The organism is Azospirillum sp. A29 (assembly GCF_042604625.1).
GTDB classification, from domain to species: Bacteria; Pseudomonadota; Alphaproteobacteria; order Azospirillales; family Azospirillaceae; genus Azospirillum; species Azospirillum palustre.
This window is the reverse complement of the sequence record NZ_CP170461.1, coordinates 83,065-99,463: the sequence shown is the minus strand read 5'-3', so window position 1 is coordinate 99,463 and position 16,399 is coordinate 83,065. Positions and strand designations below refer to the sequence as shown.

9 protein-coding genes and 1 pseudogene are annotated in these 16,399 nt (G+C 58.8%); 4 read left to right on the top strand and 6 right to left on the bottom strand.

Going from position 1 to position 16,399, the window contains the following annotated elements:
• Window positions 1-241 precede the first annotated feature (241 nt).
• The 4 genes from ABNQ38_RS06255 to ABNQ38_RS06240 all read left to right on the top strand — a co-directional run bounded on the left by ABNQ38_RS06255 (window position 242) and on the right by ABNQ38_RS06240 (window position 7,423).
• Window positions 242-2,872, top strand: a complete 2,631-nt coding sequence (locus ABNQ38_RS06255) for a glycosyltransferase (protein WP_377806283.1) — start codon at window positions 242-244, stop codon at window positions 2,870-2,872.
• A 345-nt stretch (window positions 2,873-3,217) separates the two neighbouring features.
• Window positions 3,218-5,830: a glycosyltransferase gene (locus ABNQ38_RS06250; protein ID WP_377806282.1), complete on the top strand. Its 2,613-nt coding sequence runs from the start codon at window positions 3,218-3,220 to the stop codon at window positions 5,828-5,830.
• A 48-nt stretch (window positions 5,831-5,878) separates the two neighbouring features.
• Complete coding sequence (locus ABNQ38_RS06245) at window positions 5,879-6,313, top strand: hypothetical protein (protein WP_377806281.1); 435 nt, start codon at window positions 5,879-5,881, stop codon at window positions 6,311-6,313.
• Between the two features lie 81 nt (window positions 6,314-6,394).
• On the top strand, window positions 6,395-7,423 hold the full coding sequence (locus tag ABNQ38_RS06240) for a hypothetical protein (protein WP_377806280.1): 1,029 nt from the start codon (window positions 6,395-6,397) through the stop codon (window positions 7,421-7,423).
• A 54-nt stretch (window positions 7,424-7,477) separates the two neighbouring features.
• On the opposite strand, the gene ABNQ38_RS06235 is transcribed toward ABNQ38_RS06240, so the two are convergent.
• The 6 genes and pseudogenes from ABNQ38_RS06235 to ABNQ38_RS06210 all read right to left on the bottom strand — a co-directional run bounded on the left by ABNQ38_RS06235 (window position 7,478) and on the right by ABNQ38_RS06210 (window position 16,388).
• Window positions 7,478-8,395, bottom strand: coding sequence for an IS481 family transposase (locus ABNQ38_RS06235; RefSeq protein WP_377806467.1), 918 nt, complete (start codon window positions 8,393-8,395; stop codon window positions 7,478-7,480).
• Window positions 8,396-8,463: 68 nt separating this feature from the next.
• Window positions 8,464-9,249, bottom strand: a complete 786-nt coding sequence (istB, locus tag ABNQ38_RS06230; RefSeq protein WP_377806279.1) for an IS21-like element helper ATPase IstB — start codon at window positions 9,247-9,249, stop codon at window positions 8,464-8,466.
• Window positions 9,249-10,553: pseudogene (gene istA, locus ABNQ38_RS06225) on the bottom strand (IS21 family transposase). Before istA ends, istB begins: the two are co-directional and overlap by 1 nt.
• Window positions 10,554-11,295: 742 nt before the next feature.
• The gene (locus ABNQ38_RS06220; RefSeq protein ID WP_377806278.1) at window positions 11,296-13,584 is read right to left on the bottom strand and encodes a glycosyltransferase family 2 protein; all 2,289 of its coding nucleotides are present in this window, start codon (window positions 13,582-13,584) and stop codon (window positions 11,296-11,298) included.
• A gap of 30 nt (window positions 13,585-13,614) precedes the next feature.
• Window positions 13,615-14,967, bottom strand: a complete 1,353-nt coding sequence (locus ABNQ38_RS06215) for a tetratricopeptide repeat protein (protein ID WP_377806277.1) — start codon at window positions 14,965-14,967, stop codon at window positions 13,615-13,617.
• Between the two features lie 2 nt (window positions 14,968-14,969).
• A complete protein-coding gene (locus ABNQ38_RS06210; protein WP_377806276.1) occupies window positions 14,970-16,388 on the bottom strand; it encodes an HlyD family type I secretion periplasmic adaptor subunit in 1,419 nt (472 codons plus the stop codon).
• Window positions 16,389-16,399: the final 11 nt, after the last annotated feature.

Here is a 16,399-nt window from a genome sequence, read left to right as displayed (position 1 = left end):
TATGATATCGCTTCTACAACCGCACAATAAAGTTGATTTCGTTTGTGTGCTTTGGGTATAGACCGGTTAGGGGTTTCCTTGACATTTCTCTTATGGATTCCGCCTAGAGCGGAAAGCTCGCAACAGGATCGGCAAAGCGGCTTCAGTCCTCCAACAGGGGCGTAGGAGGTCAGGCGCCGCAGCCTCCGGTATGGCACGTTGGGATCGCGCTGGACCGATCAGGGTGGTGGGGAAGACGAGGATGGATGGCGGTCTGAACCTGAGGGAAAGCACAGCGGTGCCGGCGCAAGGCCGGAATGCCCTGGTGCACACCAACCTTGAGGACGCGTTCAACGGCTATCGCCTCTTCCTTGGCCGCCACCCGGCCAGTGTTGAGGAGATCACGGCCGCCACCAACTGCACGCTCGGCGAATTCCTCGGCCACTACCTGATGCGTGGAGAGTTCCTCACCGGCATCGTTGCCAGCCTCACCGGCACGGTCGTGCTGCCGCACGTCGCCTTGGCCGCGGCTCCGGACGAGGGCTTGAGGCGCTGGGCGCTGGAGCGCCTGCCCTTGTCCAACGCAGCACGCGAGTGCCTTGCCACCAGCCGCTCCTGGCGCTTTTGGCTGCTGACCATCCTGTGCAATGAGGATTTCCGCGCTGGATTGCCCGCCGCAGTGGCCGAATGGCTGGCAGGCTCCGGCCTGCAGGGCCGGCTGGCATCGCTCGAGCTCGCCCCCACCCGTCGCCTGGTCGGCGAAGCCTCGCACAACGGGGCCGGCACCATCATGGGCTGGTGCGCCAACGCCAGCGATCTTTCCGAGCGCGTTGTGCTGGAGCTGCATCTGGGCGAGCGCTTCGTCGGAGCAGTGCGTTGCGAGCGCTTTGTTCCGGGCCTGGGCGAGCGCATCGGCAGCGGCGGCGACCATGGCTTTGCCTTCGACATTCCCGCCGCCCATGCCGATCTGGTCGCCCGCGGGGCTGTGCTGCGCATCCGCGATGCCCACTCCAAGGCGCTTTTCGGTTCGGACCTCTACCTGAAGACCAACCTGCCGGCCGCGCTTGATGATCTCGGCCGCATGCTCGACGCCATCCAATCGATGAAGGCGATGCTCGCCAGCATCGAGCAGCAGTTCCCGCACACACTCCAGCACATCAGCCCCCCGCTCTCGGCCTATGGCAGCCTGAAAGCCCAGGGGCTGCTCGCCTGCCACCGCCCGCTGGACGGACAGGCCGCCGCGGCGGTGGCCGGCCTCGCCGTCAATGTGATCCTGCTGGAATCCGCCCTCGAGCCGGCTTCCCTGCGCCGCCTGCTCGCCTCCCTGGACGGCCAGACGCAGGAGCGCTGGACGTTGACCGTGCTGGCCAATGCCGAGACGCTCGGCAACGAGGCCCGGGCGCTGCTCCGCCCGCTGACGGCCGCGGGACGGGCGGTTGTCGCCATGCCGACAGCCCTGCCGCGCCTGCTGGCCAGCCACCCCATCGTCACCGCCGCCAGCGCCCATCTGGTGGTCGGTCAAGCCGGAAGCCTGCGGCCGGACGCGCTGACGGCCTTCCTGGCAGCCTTGGCGCCGGCGTCAAGCACTCCGGCTTCTGTCGCCTATAGCGACCATGACACTCTGTTCGGTGCCCACAACGGCAAGCCGGCGCAACTTCGTCCAATTCTCAAGCCGGACTTCGACCCGGTGATGCTGCTGGCTTACGACTATGCCGGACCGATGGTTCTGGTGACGCCGGAGGTCCTGCTGAAGGCGTGCGTCCTCGCCGACGGGATGCCACCGTCGAGCCTGCATGATCTGATGCTGCGCCTGAGCGACTGTGTGCCGGCGAGCGCCATCCGTCACATCCCGTCGGTGCTCTACAGCCTGGAGCAGACCATCGGCCTGCGCAGCCCCGATAATCTGCCGCGGCTGCTGGTGGGCGAGCCCGAGGCGGTGACGGGCTGGGCCGAGCGCCGGGGGATGGTGGCCGAGGTGCGGCAGACGCTGGTGGCCAGCGAAGACGAGGACGGTATCCAGACGCTGGTCGAACCGTGTGAGTTCGAATGTCGTCCGGCGAGCTTTCCGGCGGTCAGCGTCATCGTGCCGACCCGCAATTCGCCGGTCCTGCTGCGCAACTGCCTGGATTCGCTTCTGCGCACCCGTCAGGCCTATCCGGGGCCACTGCAGATCCTGGTGATCGACCATCAGAACGAGGACCCCGACAGCGTCGCCCTGATCGCCGCCATGCAGGCCCAGCGCGGCGTCGACGTCCTGCCGTACAAAGGCCCTTTCAACTGGGCGATGATGAACAATTTGGCCGCCGAGCAAGCCAGCGGCGAGGTGCTGGTCTTCCTCAACGACGACACCCTGGCCGCCGATCCCGGCTGGCTCACCCGTGCAGTGGCAACGCTTGGCCTGCCCAATGTCGGCGTGGTGGGCGCGCGCCTGCTCTATGGCGACGGCAGCATCCAGCATGCCGGCGTGGTCACCAGCCTCGAGCAGGGGGCGGTGCATGAAGGGATCGGCATGCCCGGGCATGAGGGCGGCTATCTCGGGCGCGTCCAAGTGCTGCGCTCCGCCGCGGCTGTGACCGGCGCCTGCCTGATCACGCAGCGGGCGGTGTTCGAGGCGGTTGGCGGCTTCGATGCCAGCTGGCCTGTCAACTGGAACGACATCATCTACTGCCTGGCGGCGCGCAAGGCCGGCTGGCGGGCGGTCTATGATCCCAGGATTTGCCTCTACCATCATGAATCCAAAACGCGCGGTTACCTGCTTGGACAGGCTGGCCAGGATGTCTACCAAGCGGAGTTGCGCCGGCTGCTGGCCGACTGGCAGGAACATCTAGACGACCCCTTCCACAATCCGGCCTTCCATCGTCGGGATCTGCCCTTCCTGAGAATGGCGCTGTGAGACAGGGTTCAGCTGAAGAAGTCAGTGCTTTCAATTTATCTAAGAGTGCGGATCAGAACTGGTCTGAGGTTGAGGAAAATCAATAGCTTCAGCCTACCAAAACGAGGTTTTGACAAGCATTCTTAACAGAAAGGCGCAGAGGTAAAAGGGTGATGGTTGCCATCGTTTCTGAAAAGCAGTGCAGTATTTACGAATATATGCGCAATTCAGATCTGCACAAATTTTCTAAGATATCTAACTCAAAATCCTTTCATGAGGATCGGGGAGGGTAAATCCTAGCTATGCTGTAGGTATATAAATATAACAACCGTCAACTTCTGCGTATAATGTTAAGGATGGCATAGAATGATCTCAGAAATTCCCAAGTACCCTCACTCTTTTTTTTCTCTTAATATTGCTAATTTTGCCACAGGCCGGCATTTTGATGAGATCATCAACGGAGTGGCGAAAGGTGTTGAATCAGAAGGCCACCGCGTAACTTACGAGAATGTCACCGAATGCGACGCTTCTATAAACCTCGTATTCGGTGCTAATATTGTTTGCGAACAAAATCCTAACATTGTTTTCCAAAATAATACTGTGATATTTAATTTGGAACAACTTCGTCACGTTCCACGTTGGGCGACATCAGCCTATGTAGACGTTCTTACACACCATGTCGTTTGGGATTATAGCGTAGACAATATAAATTTTCTCATTAGCAAAGGGGCTAGGAACGTGTTCCACGTTCCTATCGGAGCCTCCACAAGCTTTAACCTCAATATTAATGAAAAAGCCGAAAAACTTTTCGATGTTCTTATTCTCGGCTGCCATTCGCCACGCAGACAATTTATAGTAAATAAACTTCGAGAGAACGGATACTCAGTTCTTCAACAAACTGAATCTTGGGGCGAGGAACGCAACGCTGCAATAGAGTCTTGCAAAATTATTCTGAATATACACGTAAATGAGAAGGCACTTCTCGAAACAACACGTCTTGAAATTGCGTTGTCAAACAAAGTCCCTGCAATTTCTGAATATGCTGAGGATATGGACGTCGTTAATCAATACGCGGAATTTGTAAAATTCTGCGACTACAAAAACATTTGCAAAACTATTAGGGAAACTTTAAACGAGTACGATTCCTACCGCTCCGCTCTGGATGTCAAGCTTTCAGCAAGAGATAGCACTGAGTTCGCGCAATCCATTGCGCGTGCTTTAAGAATATCTTCAAAGGTTATCAAAGACTCAGAACATGATATAAATGTACATAGTTTAAATAATAAAAATTATCTAAAAGATGGCAGTTATTCTTTTACTACTGAAGAAATTAGCGAGCTTATCCGAGACGGGCGCTATCGCTTGGCCTTAGATGTATCGTATCGTATAGATAATCACATCATGCGAATCGCATACGTGAAAACTATTCAGTGTGCTTTGGAGCAATACCATCTTATTGACAGCGTTATTGATGCACTTATCACCGCTCGCAGATCTGGCATTGAACTGCATCCCTTGAGCCCACTATTGGCACAAATCACAAATGTTCATATCATAACAGATGAACAAATATCTATTATAAGTTCATTTATTGATGCAACAATAGCAAAAGGTATGATTGGGGGAGAAGGTTTGCTACAGTATGCAAGATATTATCTACGCATACAGCAACCTCACCTTGCTTTCGCTTGCGTAATCCGATATCATGCGCATAAAAATAGTCTTGAGGCGGTTCTAACTGACGTGAGCAGTTGCCGGTTGCCGCCTCTACTCATTGACTCCTCGATTGCTATGGTCGAGAGTGCTCTCGCTAACTGGCCCCTCCCCCATCGTGAAGTCGTGCATGCTCATCTCCTTTGGCATGCAAACCGTACTGGGGAAGCTGCAACCATTTACAAACGGATAGCTATGGCTGATTTGCCAGTACCTATTCTAGAGAAGATTGCATCACGTCTCTGGGCGTTCGGCGAATTTGCCCACGCAACAAACGTGGCAGGCAGAGCCTTTGCGCTCGGCTCGGTTAGTGCAGATGTATTCCGCATTTCGCAAGCAAGTAGTAGCTTAGTTCCAGCGCTCCCGAACTGGGTACGAAAATCTAATAAAAATCGTCTAGGATCGGCCCAACACACTGTTGATTTGAGCTATTCGCAGTTTGTTTCAAGCGCCGAAATGGTGCCTGTCGTTGCTATTCTGGCAGTTTACAACGAGATTGATATTATACGCGCGTCAATTGAAAAGCTTGCTGAAGAAAATGTAGAAATTTACGTCATTGACAACTGGTCTAATGATGGGACTTTCGAAATTCTTTCTGATTTTCACAAAAGAGGGGTCATTGAACTAGAGAGATTTCCGAGCGGCGGCCCAACCGATGAATATCAATGGCAATTTCTTCTCAAAAGAAAAGAAGAGATTGCCTTACGTTATGTTGGGTATTGGGTAGTACATCAGGATGCGGACGAAATTCGACGGTCTCCCTGGCCAAAAATGGGGCTTAGGCAAGCATTCTGGGTGGCGCAGAAGAGCGGATATACTGCAGTCGATTACTGTGTCTTGAATTTCCGCCCAATTGATGATGGGTATCAAATGACTATGGATCCAGAATCTTATTTTCGATTTTTTGAACCTGGAAGCAGCTCTGATCTGCGCTATCAAGTGAAAGCTTGGAAACAGCCGAGCCAGCGTGTTGATCTGCATTCAACAGGAGGGCATAATGTGCGTTTCTCATCAAAAGTTGTTTTCCCTTATCGTTTTATTATGAAGCATTATCCAATCCGATCATCCTGGCAAGCTCATAAGAAAGTGTACCAGGAAAGAATATCACGCTTTTCTGCGGAGGAACGTGCGATCGGTTGGCATACTCACTATGACTCTCAGCTTGAGAAGCTAACAAGCGTCTGGAATTGGCGGGAGCTAATTCGTTATGATGAAGAAATTTTTTATGAATTGATATACAATCATTTCAAGATCTCTACTAACTAATTCCTGCGCCTTGTTAAAATTCGAAGAGCCGATAAAATGGAGAAAACTATGAAGTATTCAGAAGAATCAAATTGTACTTCTCAAGAGAAGTTCTTTATAGACAAAGATAAATCTGATACATATTCAGATACCGCTCCAATACGACACAAAAGTTATCTTAGCCATATTCCTCTGGATTTTGATCCATTTGCATATCAAGAGATATATGAAGATGTTTATGCCTCATTAGAAAGTGGTCAATTTAATAGCCCCGAAGAACATTATATTCAGCATGGTTTCTCCGAAGGAAGAACTATAAAACGCAGCTTGGTAGACGCAGTCTCCATAAGCGAATTTGACGAAGAGACCTATTTATCTCTCTATCCAGATGTCAGAAAAGCTTGCGCGGATGGTCTCTTTGAAAGTGGGTACGCGCATTGGAAAGCGTATGCTGAGAAGGAGAAACGTATTTGTCCGCTCTTTAGAAATCCGTTCATGGATTGAAATATTTTCTACCTTACAATACAGATACACCTAATCAGCTTCATGAAAGACTGAGTTATGAGAGAGAAAAAGAGAGTTCTCGTGGTTGTTGGATTTTCTCATTCGATCGATGCCGACCCCAATCGTATCGAAATGTTTGTTCCACACTATAGAACATTTCTTTCTCTTGCTTATGGACTGGAACAAGCAAGATCAAATGTCGATGTTAGGATTTTGACAAGGCGCTGGATTAAAGATCAATACGATATTACAGAAGATATGGAGAAAAATATTATACTACGAGAAAATGTTGATGACTTTTGCCAAATTCTAAGTGATTTTGATCCTCTTTACGTCATGTTTTGGAATGGGGCTGACCAGCAGGATATGGTATTCATCTGTCGTGATCAGGGCCGCATTCCGATATTCTGTGAGCTTGGCTGGCTCCCACAAAGTGGTAATACAGTATTCGATTTTTTCGGCGTTAACGCTGGCTCCGGACTTGCAGCGATCGGACCATTGAAGCGTTCATGTGGTGATCGAGTTCTCGATTGGCGTGAGAATTACTTGGCTTCGAGAAAATATGATGCGCCTGAAGAAGAATTATCCGATCTACAGGAAAATTTTATATTTATTCCTCTCCAGATGGAGAGCGACACCAATATCATATATCATTCATCTTTCAAAAAAATGAGAGATTTTGTTATTCGCATTTCGCAATCACTTCCAAATAAAATTTTATTAATACGCCCACACCCAAATCAAATGGATGTTGAATTGGGTGATTTGCCTGACAATTGTATTGTTACAAATGCAGGCTCTCTATATTATTGGTTGAGAAAATCTGAAGCAGTTATTGGTATTAACTCGACGGTTTTGATCGAAGCTTGCGCAATGTACAAACCTGTATGTGGTTTTGGCGATGGAATTGGTAGAAGAAAAGGTATTTTTATCACTGAAGGCGATGATGTACCAAGCGACCTCAGCGCTATCATTCAAAACACCGAGATAAACGTTGAAGCTATTAATGGCTTTCTAGAGGAATTGGTATTCCGCAGGCAAATAAATTATATGGACTTTTCTAATGTTGATCGATTGAAAGAAAACCACGTTCTCAGTCATATAGCCTAATTTTATTATATATTTATATTGTATAATTAAATATCGCTCTCAGTGATAACGGAACTAGATGTTTAGTCCCGGCATTTGATGGTGCGGGTTTTCGGTGAAGCTTGAGGGGTCTTTGCGCCAAGCTCTGCAGACGAACTCGTATGGTGTCAGCCCCTTCAGAGTCTTGAGCCTGCGTGCGAAGTTGTAGGCGGCCACGAAGTCGGTGAGGTGTTGCCGGAGCTGGTCGTGGCTTTCGTAGTGGAAGCGCTTGACCGTAGCGTCCTTGAGGGTGCGGTTCATGCGCTCGACCTGGCCGTTGGTCCACGGGTGCTTGGGCTTGGTCGTGCGGTGGTCGATGTCGTGACGCGCACAGGTAAGTTCGAAGGCATGGGCCCGGAAGCGCTCGCCCTTGGCGATTGCTTCCTTGATCAGGAGGACGGCCGATCCGCCGCCGCCCGGTGTGGTGAACTGGATGCCGTTGTCGGTGAGCACCGTGTGGATCTTGTAGGGGACGGCAGCGATCAGGCGCAGCAGGAAGTCCCTAGAGGTAGCTGTCGTCGCCGTCTCATGCAGTTCGACGAAGGCGAACTTCGACGTTCGATCGATGGCGACGAACATGTGCAGCTTGCCCTGTTCGGTCCGAACCTCGGCGATGTCGATATGGAAGAAGCCGATGGGATAGGCCTTGAACTTCCTGCGGACCGGCTTGTCTCCTTCGACATCAGGCAGGCGGGCAATGCCATGGCGCTGCAGGCAGCGGTGCAGTGAAGACCGGGTCAGGTGGGGGATTCTCGGCTGCAGGGCATAGAGGCAGTCATCGAGCGGCAGCAGGGTATAGCGCCGGAAAGCGACGACGACTGCCTCTTCTTCCACCGACAGCACCGTCGAACGAGGTGCCTTGGGACCGGTCTTCTTGTCGGTTACCGAGGGCCGCGCTTTCCACTTGGCAACGGTCTTCGGGTTGATCCCGTAGCGCTTTGCCAGAGCCCTCAGGCTCTCTTGTCAAACGACATCCCGAACTGCCCCCCTGGCGACACGAGGAACTGCCCCCCGGTTGCCGCTCAGGCGGTGGTCGGTTGAGGCGCCGCAGCGGGCTTCTGCAGAAGCCCGCTGCGGCGCTTTTCGCGAAGACGATAGCTGTCGCCTCGGATGGTGACGACGTGGCTGTGGTGGAGCAGCCGGTCGAGGATCGCTGTCGCCACGACGGGATCGCCGAAGACGCTGCCCCATTCCCCCACGGCCCGGTTGGAGGTCACCAGCATCGCCCCCTTCTCATAACACCGGCTGACGAGCTGGAAGAACAGGTGGGCAGCGTCCGGCTCGAAGGGCAGGTAGCCCAGCTCATCGACGATCAGCAGCTTGGGCTTGGTGTACTGCAGCAGCTTTTCCTCCAGCCTGCCGTCGGCATGGGCCTTGGCGAGTTGGGCCACCAGGGTCGTCGCCGGGCTGAACAGCACCGAATAGCCGGCCACGATGGCCTCCCGGCCGATGGCCACCGCCAGATGCGTCTTGCCCACCCCGGGTGGCCCAAGAAATAGCACCGCCTCGCCGTTGGCGATGAAGCGTCCCGACGCGATTTCCCGGATCTGCGCCTTGTCGAGCGAGGGCTGGGCGGCGAAGTCGAAGCCGGCCAGCTCGCGCACGAAGGGGAAGCGGGCCAACCCGAAGCCCATGTCGATGCGGCGCTGATCGCGTCGGGCAATCTCCCGCTCGCAAAACAACGCCAAGGCCTCGCGAATCGTCAGCTCGCGCCGTCCGGCCTCGTCGATCAGGCTGTCGAGCTGGTCGCGCAAGGCCGTCAGCTTCAACCGGTTCAGCATGGCGATCAGATGATCATGGTCGGTCATCAGAAGCCTCCTCCCACCACGGCCTCGTACTCGGCCAGCGGGCGCAATAGCGCCGGCACCGCTGCCACCGCACCGTCTTCCTCGGACCGGACGACGCGGACCGGGCGGCCGTCCGCCCCGGCGACGCCAGCCAGATGAGCGTCCTGCATCGAGCGCCCGTGCCGCCCCTTCAACTCGGCATGGATCGCCACCTCGCGGCCGGCATGAAGAACCCGCACCGTTCCGGCTTCCACCATCACCCGGACCCGTTCGCCGATCAGCCGCCAGGGCACCGAGTAGGCGTTGCCATCCACCTCCACCGCGCAGTCCGTACCGACCCGGCGAACCAGGTCTCGCGCCGTGGTGAAGGGCGGGATGCCGGCCAGCGGTTTCAGAGCCTGGGCTTCTTCCCGCCGGTAACGCTCGATCGGTGCTTCGCCGGTCGTGCCGTGACACCGCTGATCGGCGATGTCCCGCGTCCAGGCCTCCAGATGCGCTTCCAACTCCGCCCAGGTCGCGAAGGACCGGCCGGCGATGGCGTTGCGCTTGACGTAGCCGACGCCACGCTCGTCCTTGCCCTTGGTGCGCGCCCGGTATGGCGCGCAAGCCCGCACCCGGAAACCCCAGTGCCGGGCAAAGGCGTGCAGGCGCGGGTGCAGAACCACCTCCCGGCTGGCCGCGTCGTGGTGCAGGATCAGCGCCCGCGCGTTGTCGAGCAGAACCTCCTCGGGCACACCGCCGAAGGCCCGGAAGGCGCTTTCCAGGCCGTCGAACCAGCTGTCCTGCTTCTCATGTCCGTAGGCCCGCACATGCAGCCGGCGGGAAAAGCCCAGCGTCGCCACGAACAGGAACACCGCCGTCGCCACCCCGCCGATCTCGATGCGCCGGACGCCAAAGTCGATCTGCATCTACTCGCCCGGCCGCGTCTCGAAACGCACCGTCGCCCGCGCCTGGGCGACCAGTTCCCGGCGCAGCGGCGCCACCGCCCGCTCCACCGTGCGCAGGCTGACCGCGACCCCTTTCTCCCGCGCCAGTTCCTGCCGGATCACGTCGGCGTTGCCGGCGTGTCGCCGGAACCGCTCGGCAAGCCAATCGCCATGTTCATCCAGCCGCTTCGAGCGCGAGGGCGACGCGCACGGACGCCAAGCGCCCAGACCCAACCACCGCTTCACCGTGTGCTTGGAGCAGCCCAGTTCCGCCGCGATCCGCTTCACGCCCCAGCCCAGCGCCTTCAGCTTCAGCATCGCCGACACGTCATCCGGCGCCTTCATCACGTCCCTCCGCGGTTCACAGCCCCGCGGAAAAGCCTCGTTCAAGCTCTCCATCCCTCAAATCCCCTTCTCTCAAGGGGGCAATTCCTCATGGCGCCAGGGGGGCAGTTTGACGTGTCGCCTGACATCTCTTGACTATGTTGTATCGCTCGACGGATCGCCTCTGTCGTCGTGGCGCTCCCATGGAGTACTTGGCCCATAGTGCATCCCTCCATTCTTGCACGTAGGATGCACCATCAAATGCCGGGACTAAACATCTAGGCCATGGGAAATTGTGCCGCGCGCCCCTTCCTCCGACCGAGCTACGTCCAGCGTGTCACTGTCGGCAGCCATCTTCTGCCATATCCTTAAACCGGTAAAAAAATGGACGGTGCTCATGCTGCAAAGTCGCCGCTACACGCTCCGGTATGACAATGGAGCATGGTGGATGACGTCCGAGTTCAACGACCATCCACTGAAATCGTTCGAGAGCCGCGAAGCAGCGGAACACTATTATCTGCAGCATCTCCGTCGGAATGGGGGGTGGCTGATCTGCTTGCCGGCAGCGGGCACGCGCCACGCCTTCCTTGACGATCGCCGGGACGGAGGTGTCGAAAGGGGACTTGGCAGTCACTTGCGGAAATCACGAACGTCCGATGCCGCTTCCTGAATGTCGGCTGAATGAATTCTATTGCCTGATCAATGTCGAAAAAATCACAGACGTGCCTTCTCCCAAGGGAAACTTCTATCCCACTGGGATGATGGGCCTCGACATCGGAGCAGACTGTTTCCGTCGACTTGTGTTGCGCGGCCATTCTCATGCCTGATCCGAAGCGGAGGAAGGCTGCGGCCAGTTGAAATCGACATGCGTCTGCAGCCCCCGGGTCAGGTTGAGGCTGTAGAAGGGATCGGCGAAGGTTTCCGTCTGCCACTTGGCACGAAGCTGGGCAACCTCGCGCTGCTCATGCGCCCACGCCTCCGGCGAACGGCTGGTCTGTCGGGTTGCCGACTCGCGATGGTAAAGCAGCGCATGCGGCGTCCACAGGATGCGCCGGCCAAGCGCCCGCTGCTTCAGGCACAGATCCACGTCATTGAAGGCGATGGAAAAGCGTTCGGCATCCATACCGTCAACTGCTAGATAATCGGCGCGCCGGCACACCATGCAGGCGGCGGTCACCGCCGAGACGTTCTGCACCACCATCGCCGAATGGAAGTAGCCGTCCTCATCACGTGAGAACGCCCGCTGCGCGGCATCGGCCGCCCCATGCTGGCCGACAAGAACACCGCCATGCTGGATCGTGCCGTCCGGGTAGAGCAGCTTGGCGCCGACCGCCCCGACCTCCGGGCGGATGGCATGGCTCATCATCTCCTCCAACCACTCCGGCGCAATCACCTCGACGTCGTTGTTGAGCAGCGCCACGTAGGGGCTTGAGATCTCCCCGATCACCGCGTTGTGCATGGCCGCATAATTGAACGGCTGCGGCCAACGCCGGACCCAGACACCCGGCCGCCGGGCCAAGCTGTCCAGATAGGCCAGCGTCGCCGGTTCCCGGCTGTCATTGTCAATGATGACGACGTCGTAGCGCGGATAGGTCGTCTTTGAGAGCACACTCTCCAGGCAAGCCTTGAGCAGCTCGACCCGGTCGCGTGTCGGGATGATGAGGGTCACCGGAGGCGGGGTGGCCGGCAACCGCCATTGCACCCGCACCCGCGCCTCTCCGTCCATGCGGGCATCGGCAGGGGCGCCGGTCTGATCCAGATGGGACTGGACCCGAGCCGCCCGCTTCACCCCCCCTCTCGGCAGGCGCTCTGCGGGACCGGCACCATGGTGGTAGAGGACGAAGGGCAGGTGCCTGACCTGTTCCGGTGCCGCCGAGAGCAGAGCGGTATCCACCACGGCTTCAGCCCAGGCCCAGGCATCGACCGGCATCTCCGATCCAGCCACCAAGTCGATCGCCTGGGTCAGGCGATCCCGTGCGATGGCGCAGGCAAAGCCGACATACGGAAAAGCTTGGTAGCGGTCGGGATCCCAGCCAGGCTTGAAATGGGGCTTGGCACGCCCACCATCGGGACGCTGGAGGTCTTCGTCGCTGTAAACGATGCTGACATCGCCTTCGGCCAGAGCGGCCTGAACCAGGGGCAGGAAGGCCGGATGCAACCGGGCGCCAGGTTCCAGCAGGACCACCGCATCGGCCGAGATGCCGGCCACCATCGCGGCGAACTCCTTCACCCCCGCCCCTGGCGCCGGCAGAAGAACGACCTCCAGCGTCGGCTTGCCCGAGTGCCCACCGACCCGATTATCCAAAGCGGCAAGCGCTGTCCCGATCGCCGCCTCATGGTGCTCCAGCCAAGCCAGGTAGGCAGCCGGATCGTCGATGCGCCGCAGCGGCTCGACCGTCAGGGCTGCCAGCCCCTCCTCCAGCGCCACGCCGCGCTCGGCCACCAGCCGGTCGAGCCGACGCCGCCGTGTGGTCAGGAGCCCCTCTGAAAGCCGGACCTCCAACGGGCTGCCGGTCAGCTGCCGGTCCGTGTTGGCAAAACGGATGACGACCCGGTGCGGCCGGTCGTCGAACAGAGAGGTCGGCAGGGGAAAGCGGAAGCCGTGACGGCCGTCGCTTGCCAGGAATTCAGCCAAGTCCGGCCGTGGCTGGTCGCAGGACACCATGGCCGCGTGCCGGCCATCGATCTCGATCTCGAGAAGGCAGAAGCGGTTGGGGGCATGCTCGTCGAACGCCCACCCGCGCAGCGTCGCATGTTCAAAGCTTTCGAGTTGGCCGTGCAGGTGTTGCGGGAAGAAAATCTCGTCGACATCGCGGGCAAGCGCCGACCCGTCCTTCCTGACCAGGATGCGGATCAGGTGGGGACGGCCGTCCAGCAACTCCCCGGGCAGCTTGACCGCAAAGCCATACCGGTCGGCACCTCCCTCCCCAACATCGGATTTCGGACGGAGAAGATCGGCCTGGAACTCTCCCAGCACCCCGCCCTCATAGGTGAGGGCAAGCCGCACGGGATCGCCGGGTGTGTCGGGATCGAAGGCCCAGCCCCGGGCGATCCAGCCGACCCCTTGGAGCCGCTCAACCGCCTCGAACTTCCCCTGGACTGCCACGATGGCCCCTCACGCCCGTTGCGGCCCGGCTTACGCCGTCACCATCAGCTTCGGGTTCTTCTTCCACTCTTCCATGATGAGCTGGGCCTTGTGGCGGTCTTCGCTGGTCAGGCGATTGCCCAACTCATGAGCCTTGGCCTCCAGCCCGTCGCGTTCGGGTCCGGGCTGAGTGCCGGCAGCAGCCATGATGGTCCAGACATAGGCCTGAACCGGGTTGTAGGCCTTGCTGCCCTGGTCGGCATAGAGGGCGCCCAGATTGCTCATGGCACCGGTGTGGCCTTGTGCCGCGGCCTTGCGCAGCCAGTCGACCCCTTCGACCAGTTCGGGCCGGCCGCCCCAGCCATGGATCAGCATCAGGCCCAGATTGACCTGGGCACCGACATTGCCCTGCATCGCCCCCTTGCGGTACCAGACCGCCGCCTCGGCATGGTCGGGGGCGCCAGCCAGGCCGTTGGAATGGATCAGGCCCAGGTTGAACTGGGCGTTGACGTTGCCCTTCTCGGCCGACAGACGGCACCATTTCAGGGTTTCGCGGTAATCCTTCGGCACGCCATGACCGCGGGCGTAGAGCAGGCCCAGATTGACCTGGGCGACCGGATGGCCTTGCTCCGCCGCCTGACGGTAGAAGCCGGCCGCGCGAACCGGATCGGCCTCCACCCCGGTGCCATGCTCGTAGATGATGGCAAGCGCGAGTTGGGCGTTGGCAAAGCCCTGGTCGGCGGCACGGCCATACCAGGCAACCGCCTGATTGATGTCGCGCTCCACCCCTTGCCCGTTGGCGTAGAAGGAGGCGAGCGCATGCTGGGCCATGGCATAGCCGCTCTCGGCCGACCGCCGGTACCAGTCGGCGGCGACGGCATGGTCCTGCGGCACCCCCTGCCCGAAGGCATGGAGCAGACCCATGTGGTACTGCGCCTCGGCATGGCCGGCGTCGGCGGCCAGCCGGTACCAGTGCAGGGCCTGGGTGATGTCGGGCGCGATGCCCAGCCCGTTGGGGTAAAGCAGGGTCAGGTTTGCGTCGGCCGTCGGCGGGCTGGCCTTGGACACGGTCTTGTACCAGCGCACCGGCAGGGCATTGTCCTGCGCCGCCCCTTCACCGTTGGCGTAGCACAGGGCGAGCGAAAACTGCGCTTCGGTGTGGCCCTGTTCGGCCGCCTTGCGGAACCAGTGGGCGGCATCGCCGAAGTCGCGCACCACCCCCAGGCCGCGGGCGTAGAGCTGGCCGATGCGGAATTGCGCCTCGGCATGGCCGCGTTCGGCCAGCGGCATCCAGTTGGCGACGGCGCCGGCATAGTCCTCCGCATCGAAGGCGGCCAGGCCATGCTGGAAGTCCGGCTTGCGGGTACCGGTGGATTTGTTTCGCTTCAGCAGTTTGCCGAACACTATCAGGGCTCCCGCAGGCTTTCGTCGACCCCACGCAGGATGGGGCGCAGGAAATAGGTGATGATGCGGCGTTCGCCGACCTTGATGTCGGCCATCAGCGGCATGCCAGGGATCAGGCGGAAGTTGGACGGCACATTGTCCAGCGAGGTGGTCAGCAGCTTGATCCGCGCCCGGTAGAAGAGCACGCCGTTCGCGCTGTCCTTGTTGGAGAAGGAATCCTCGCTGATCGTCGCCACCTCGCCTTCCAGCGCGCCGTGCTGCATGTACGGATAGGCGTCGAGCTTCACCCGCACCTTGTCGCCGACCTGGACGAAGGCGAGGTCGCGGGCATCGATGTTGGCCTCGACCTCCAGAGGGGCTCCGACCGGCACCAGGGTGAAGAGCGGCTCGGCCTCCTTGGCGATGGAGCCGGGGGCGGCCTTCGGCGAGACCTCCAGCACGATGGCGTCGACCGGCGCGTCGAGCTGGACCAGCGACTGGCGCTTGCGCGCCTTGGTCAGCTGCTCGCGCAGCGCCTCGCGCTCGTTGCGCTGGGTGGTCAGCTCCTCAATGATCTTGCCGTTCCACTGCTGGATGAAGACGTCGCGCTCGGCCAGTTGAGCCTGCAGGTCGTGGCGGTTGCCCTGCAGCTCGTTCTGGTTCAAGACCAGGTTGCGTTCGATGTCGATGCGGTCGCTGACCGCCTGCAGCAGGTTCAGCTTGCTGCCGACTTGCGTCGCCAGCAGCGAGGAGCGCATGGTCTCGATCTCGCGCACCACCTTCAGCCGCTCGTTCAGATGGACGCGGTCCATCTCGTACTTGGAGATGTTGGACTGCAGCCGCGCCAGCTTCTCCTCGTAATTTTGCATCTGCGACTTGTACTGCGCCTGACGCTCGCGCCACAGCGCCTGCTGCAGCGTGCCGTAGCCGTAGCGGTCGCTGCCAGCCACGAAGGGCTTGCCCTCATGCTCGGCTTCCAGCCGGGCGATCAGGGCGTCGGCGTTGGCGAGCCGGGATTCCAGCTGCAGGACGTCGGCCTGAGTGAAGGTCGGGTCCAGCGTCGCCAGCACGTCGCCCTTGTGCACGACGTCGCCGGCACGCACGAGGACCTGCTTGATCGCCGCCATCTCCAACGGCTGGACCATCACATTGGGCTCGGTCGAGATGATCTTGCCCTGGGAGGCGACGATCTTGTCCAGGTAGGACAAGGACGCCCAGGTGATCAGCGCGATGACGAACAGCCCCAGCAGATGCAGCGTGACACGCGCCAGGAACGGATCGGGGGCGTTCTGGATCGCCTCCGTGTCCTTCTGAAAGGCGCCGATCGCCGCCTTTCCCTGCGCCTTGGCCCGCTTGTCGAGCGGGGTGGCCGAGGCGCGCGGCGTCACGTCGTTGGCGGGAACGCGGGTCGTCTCAATTTTCGCAAGCTTCTGTGCGGTCACGGGACGCGCGC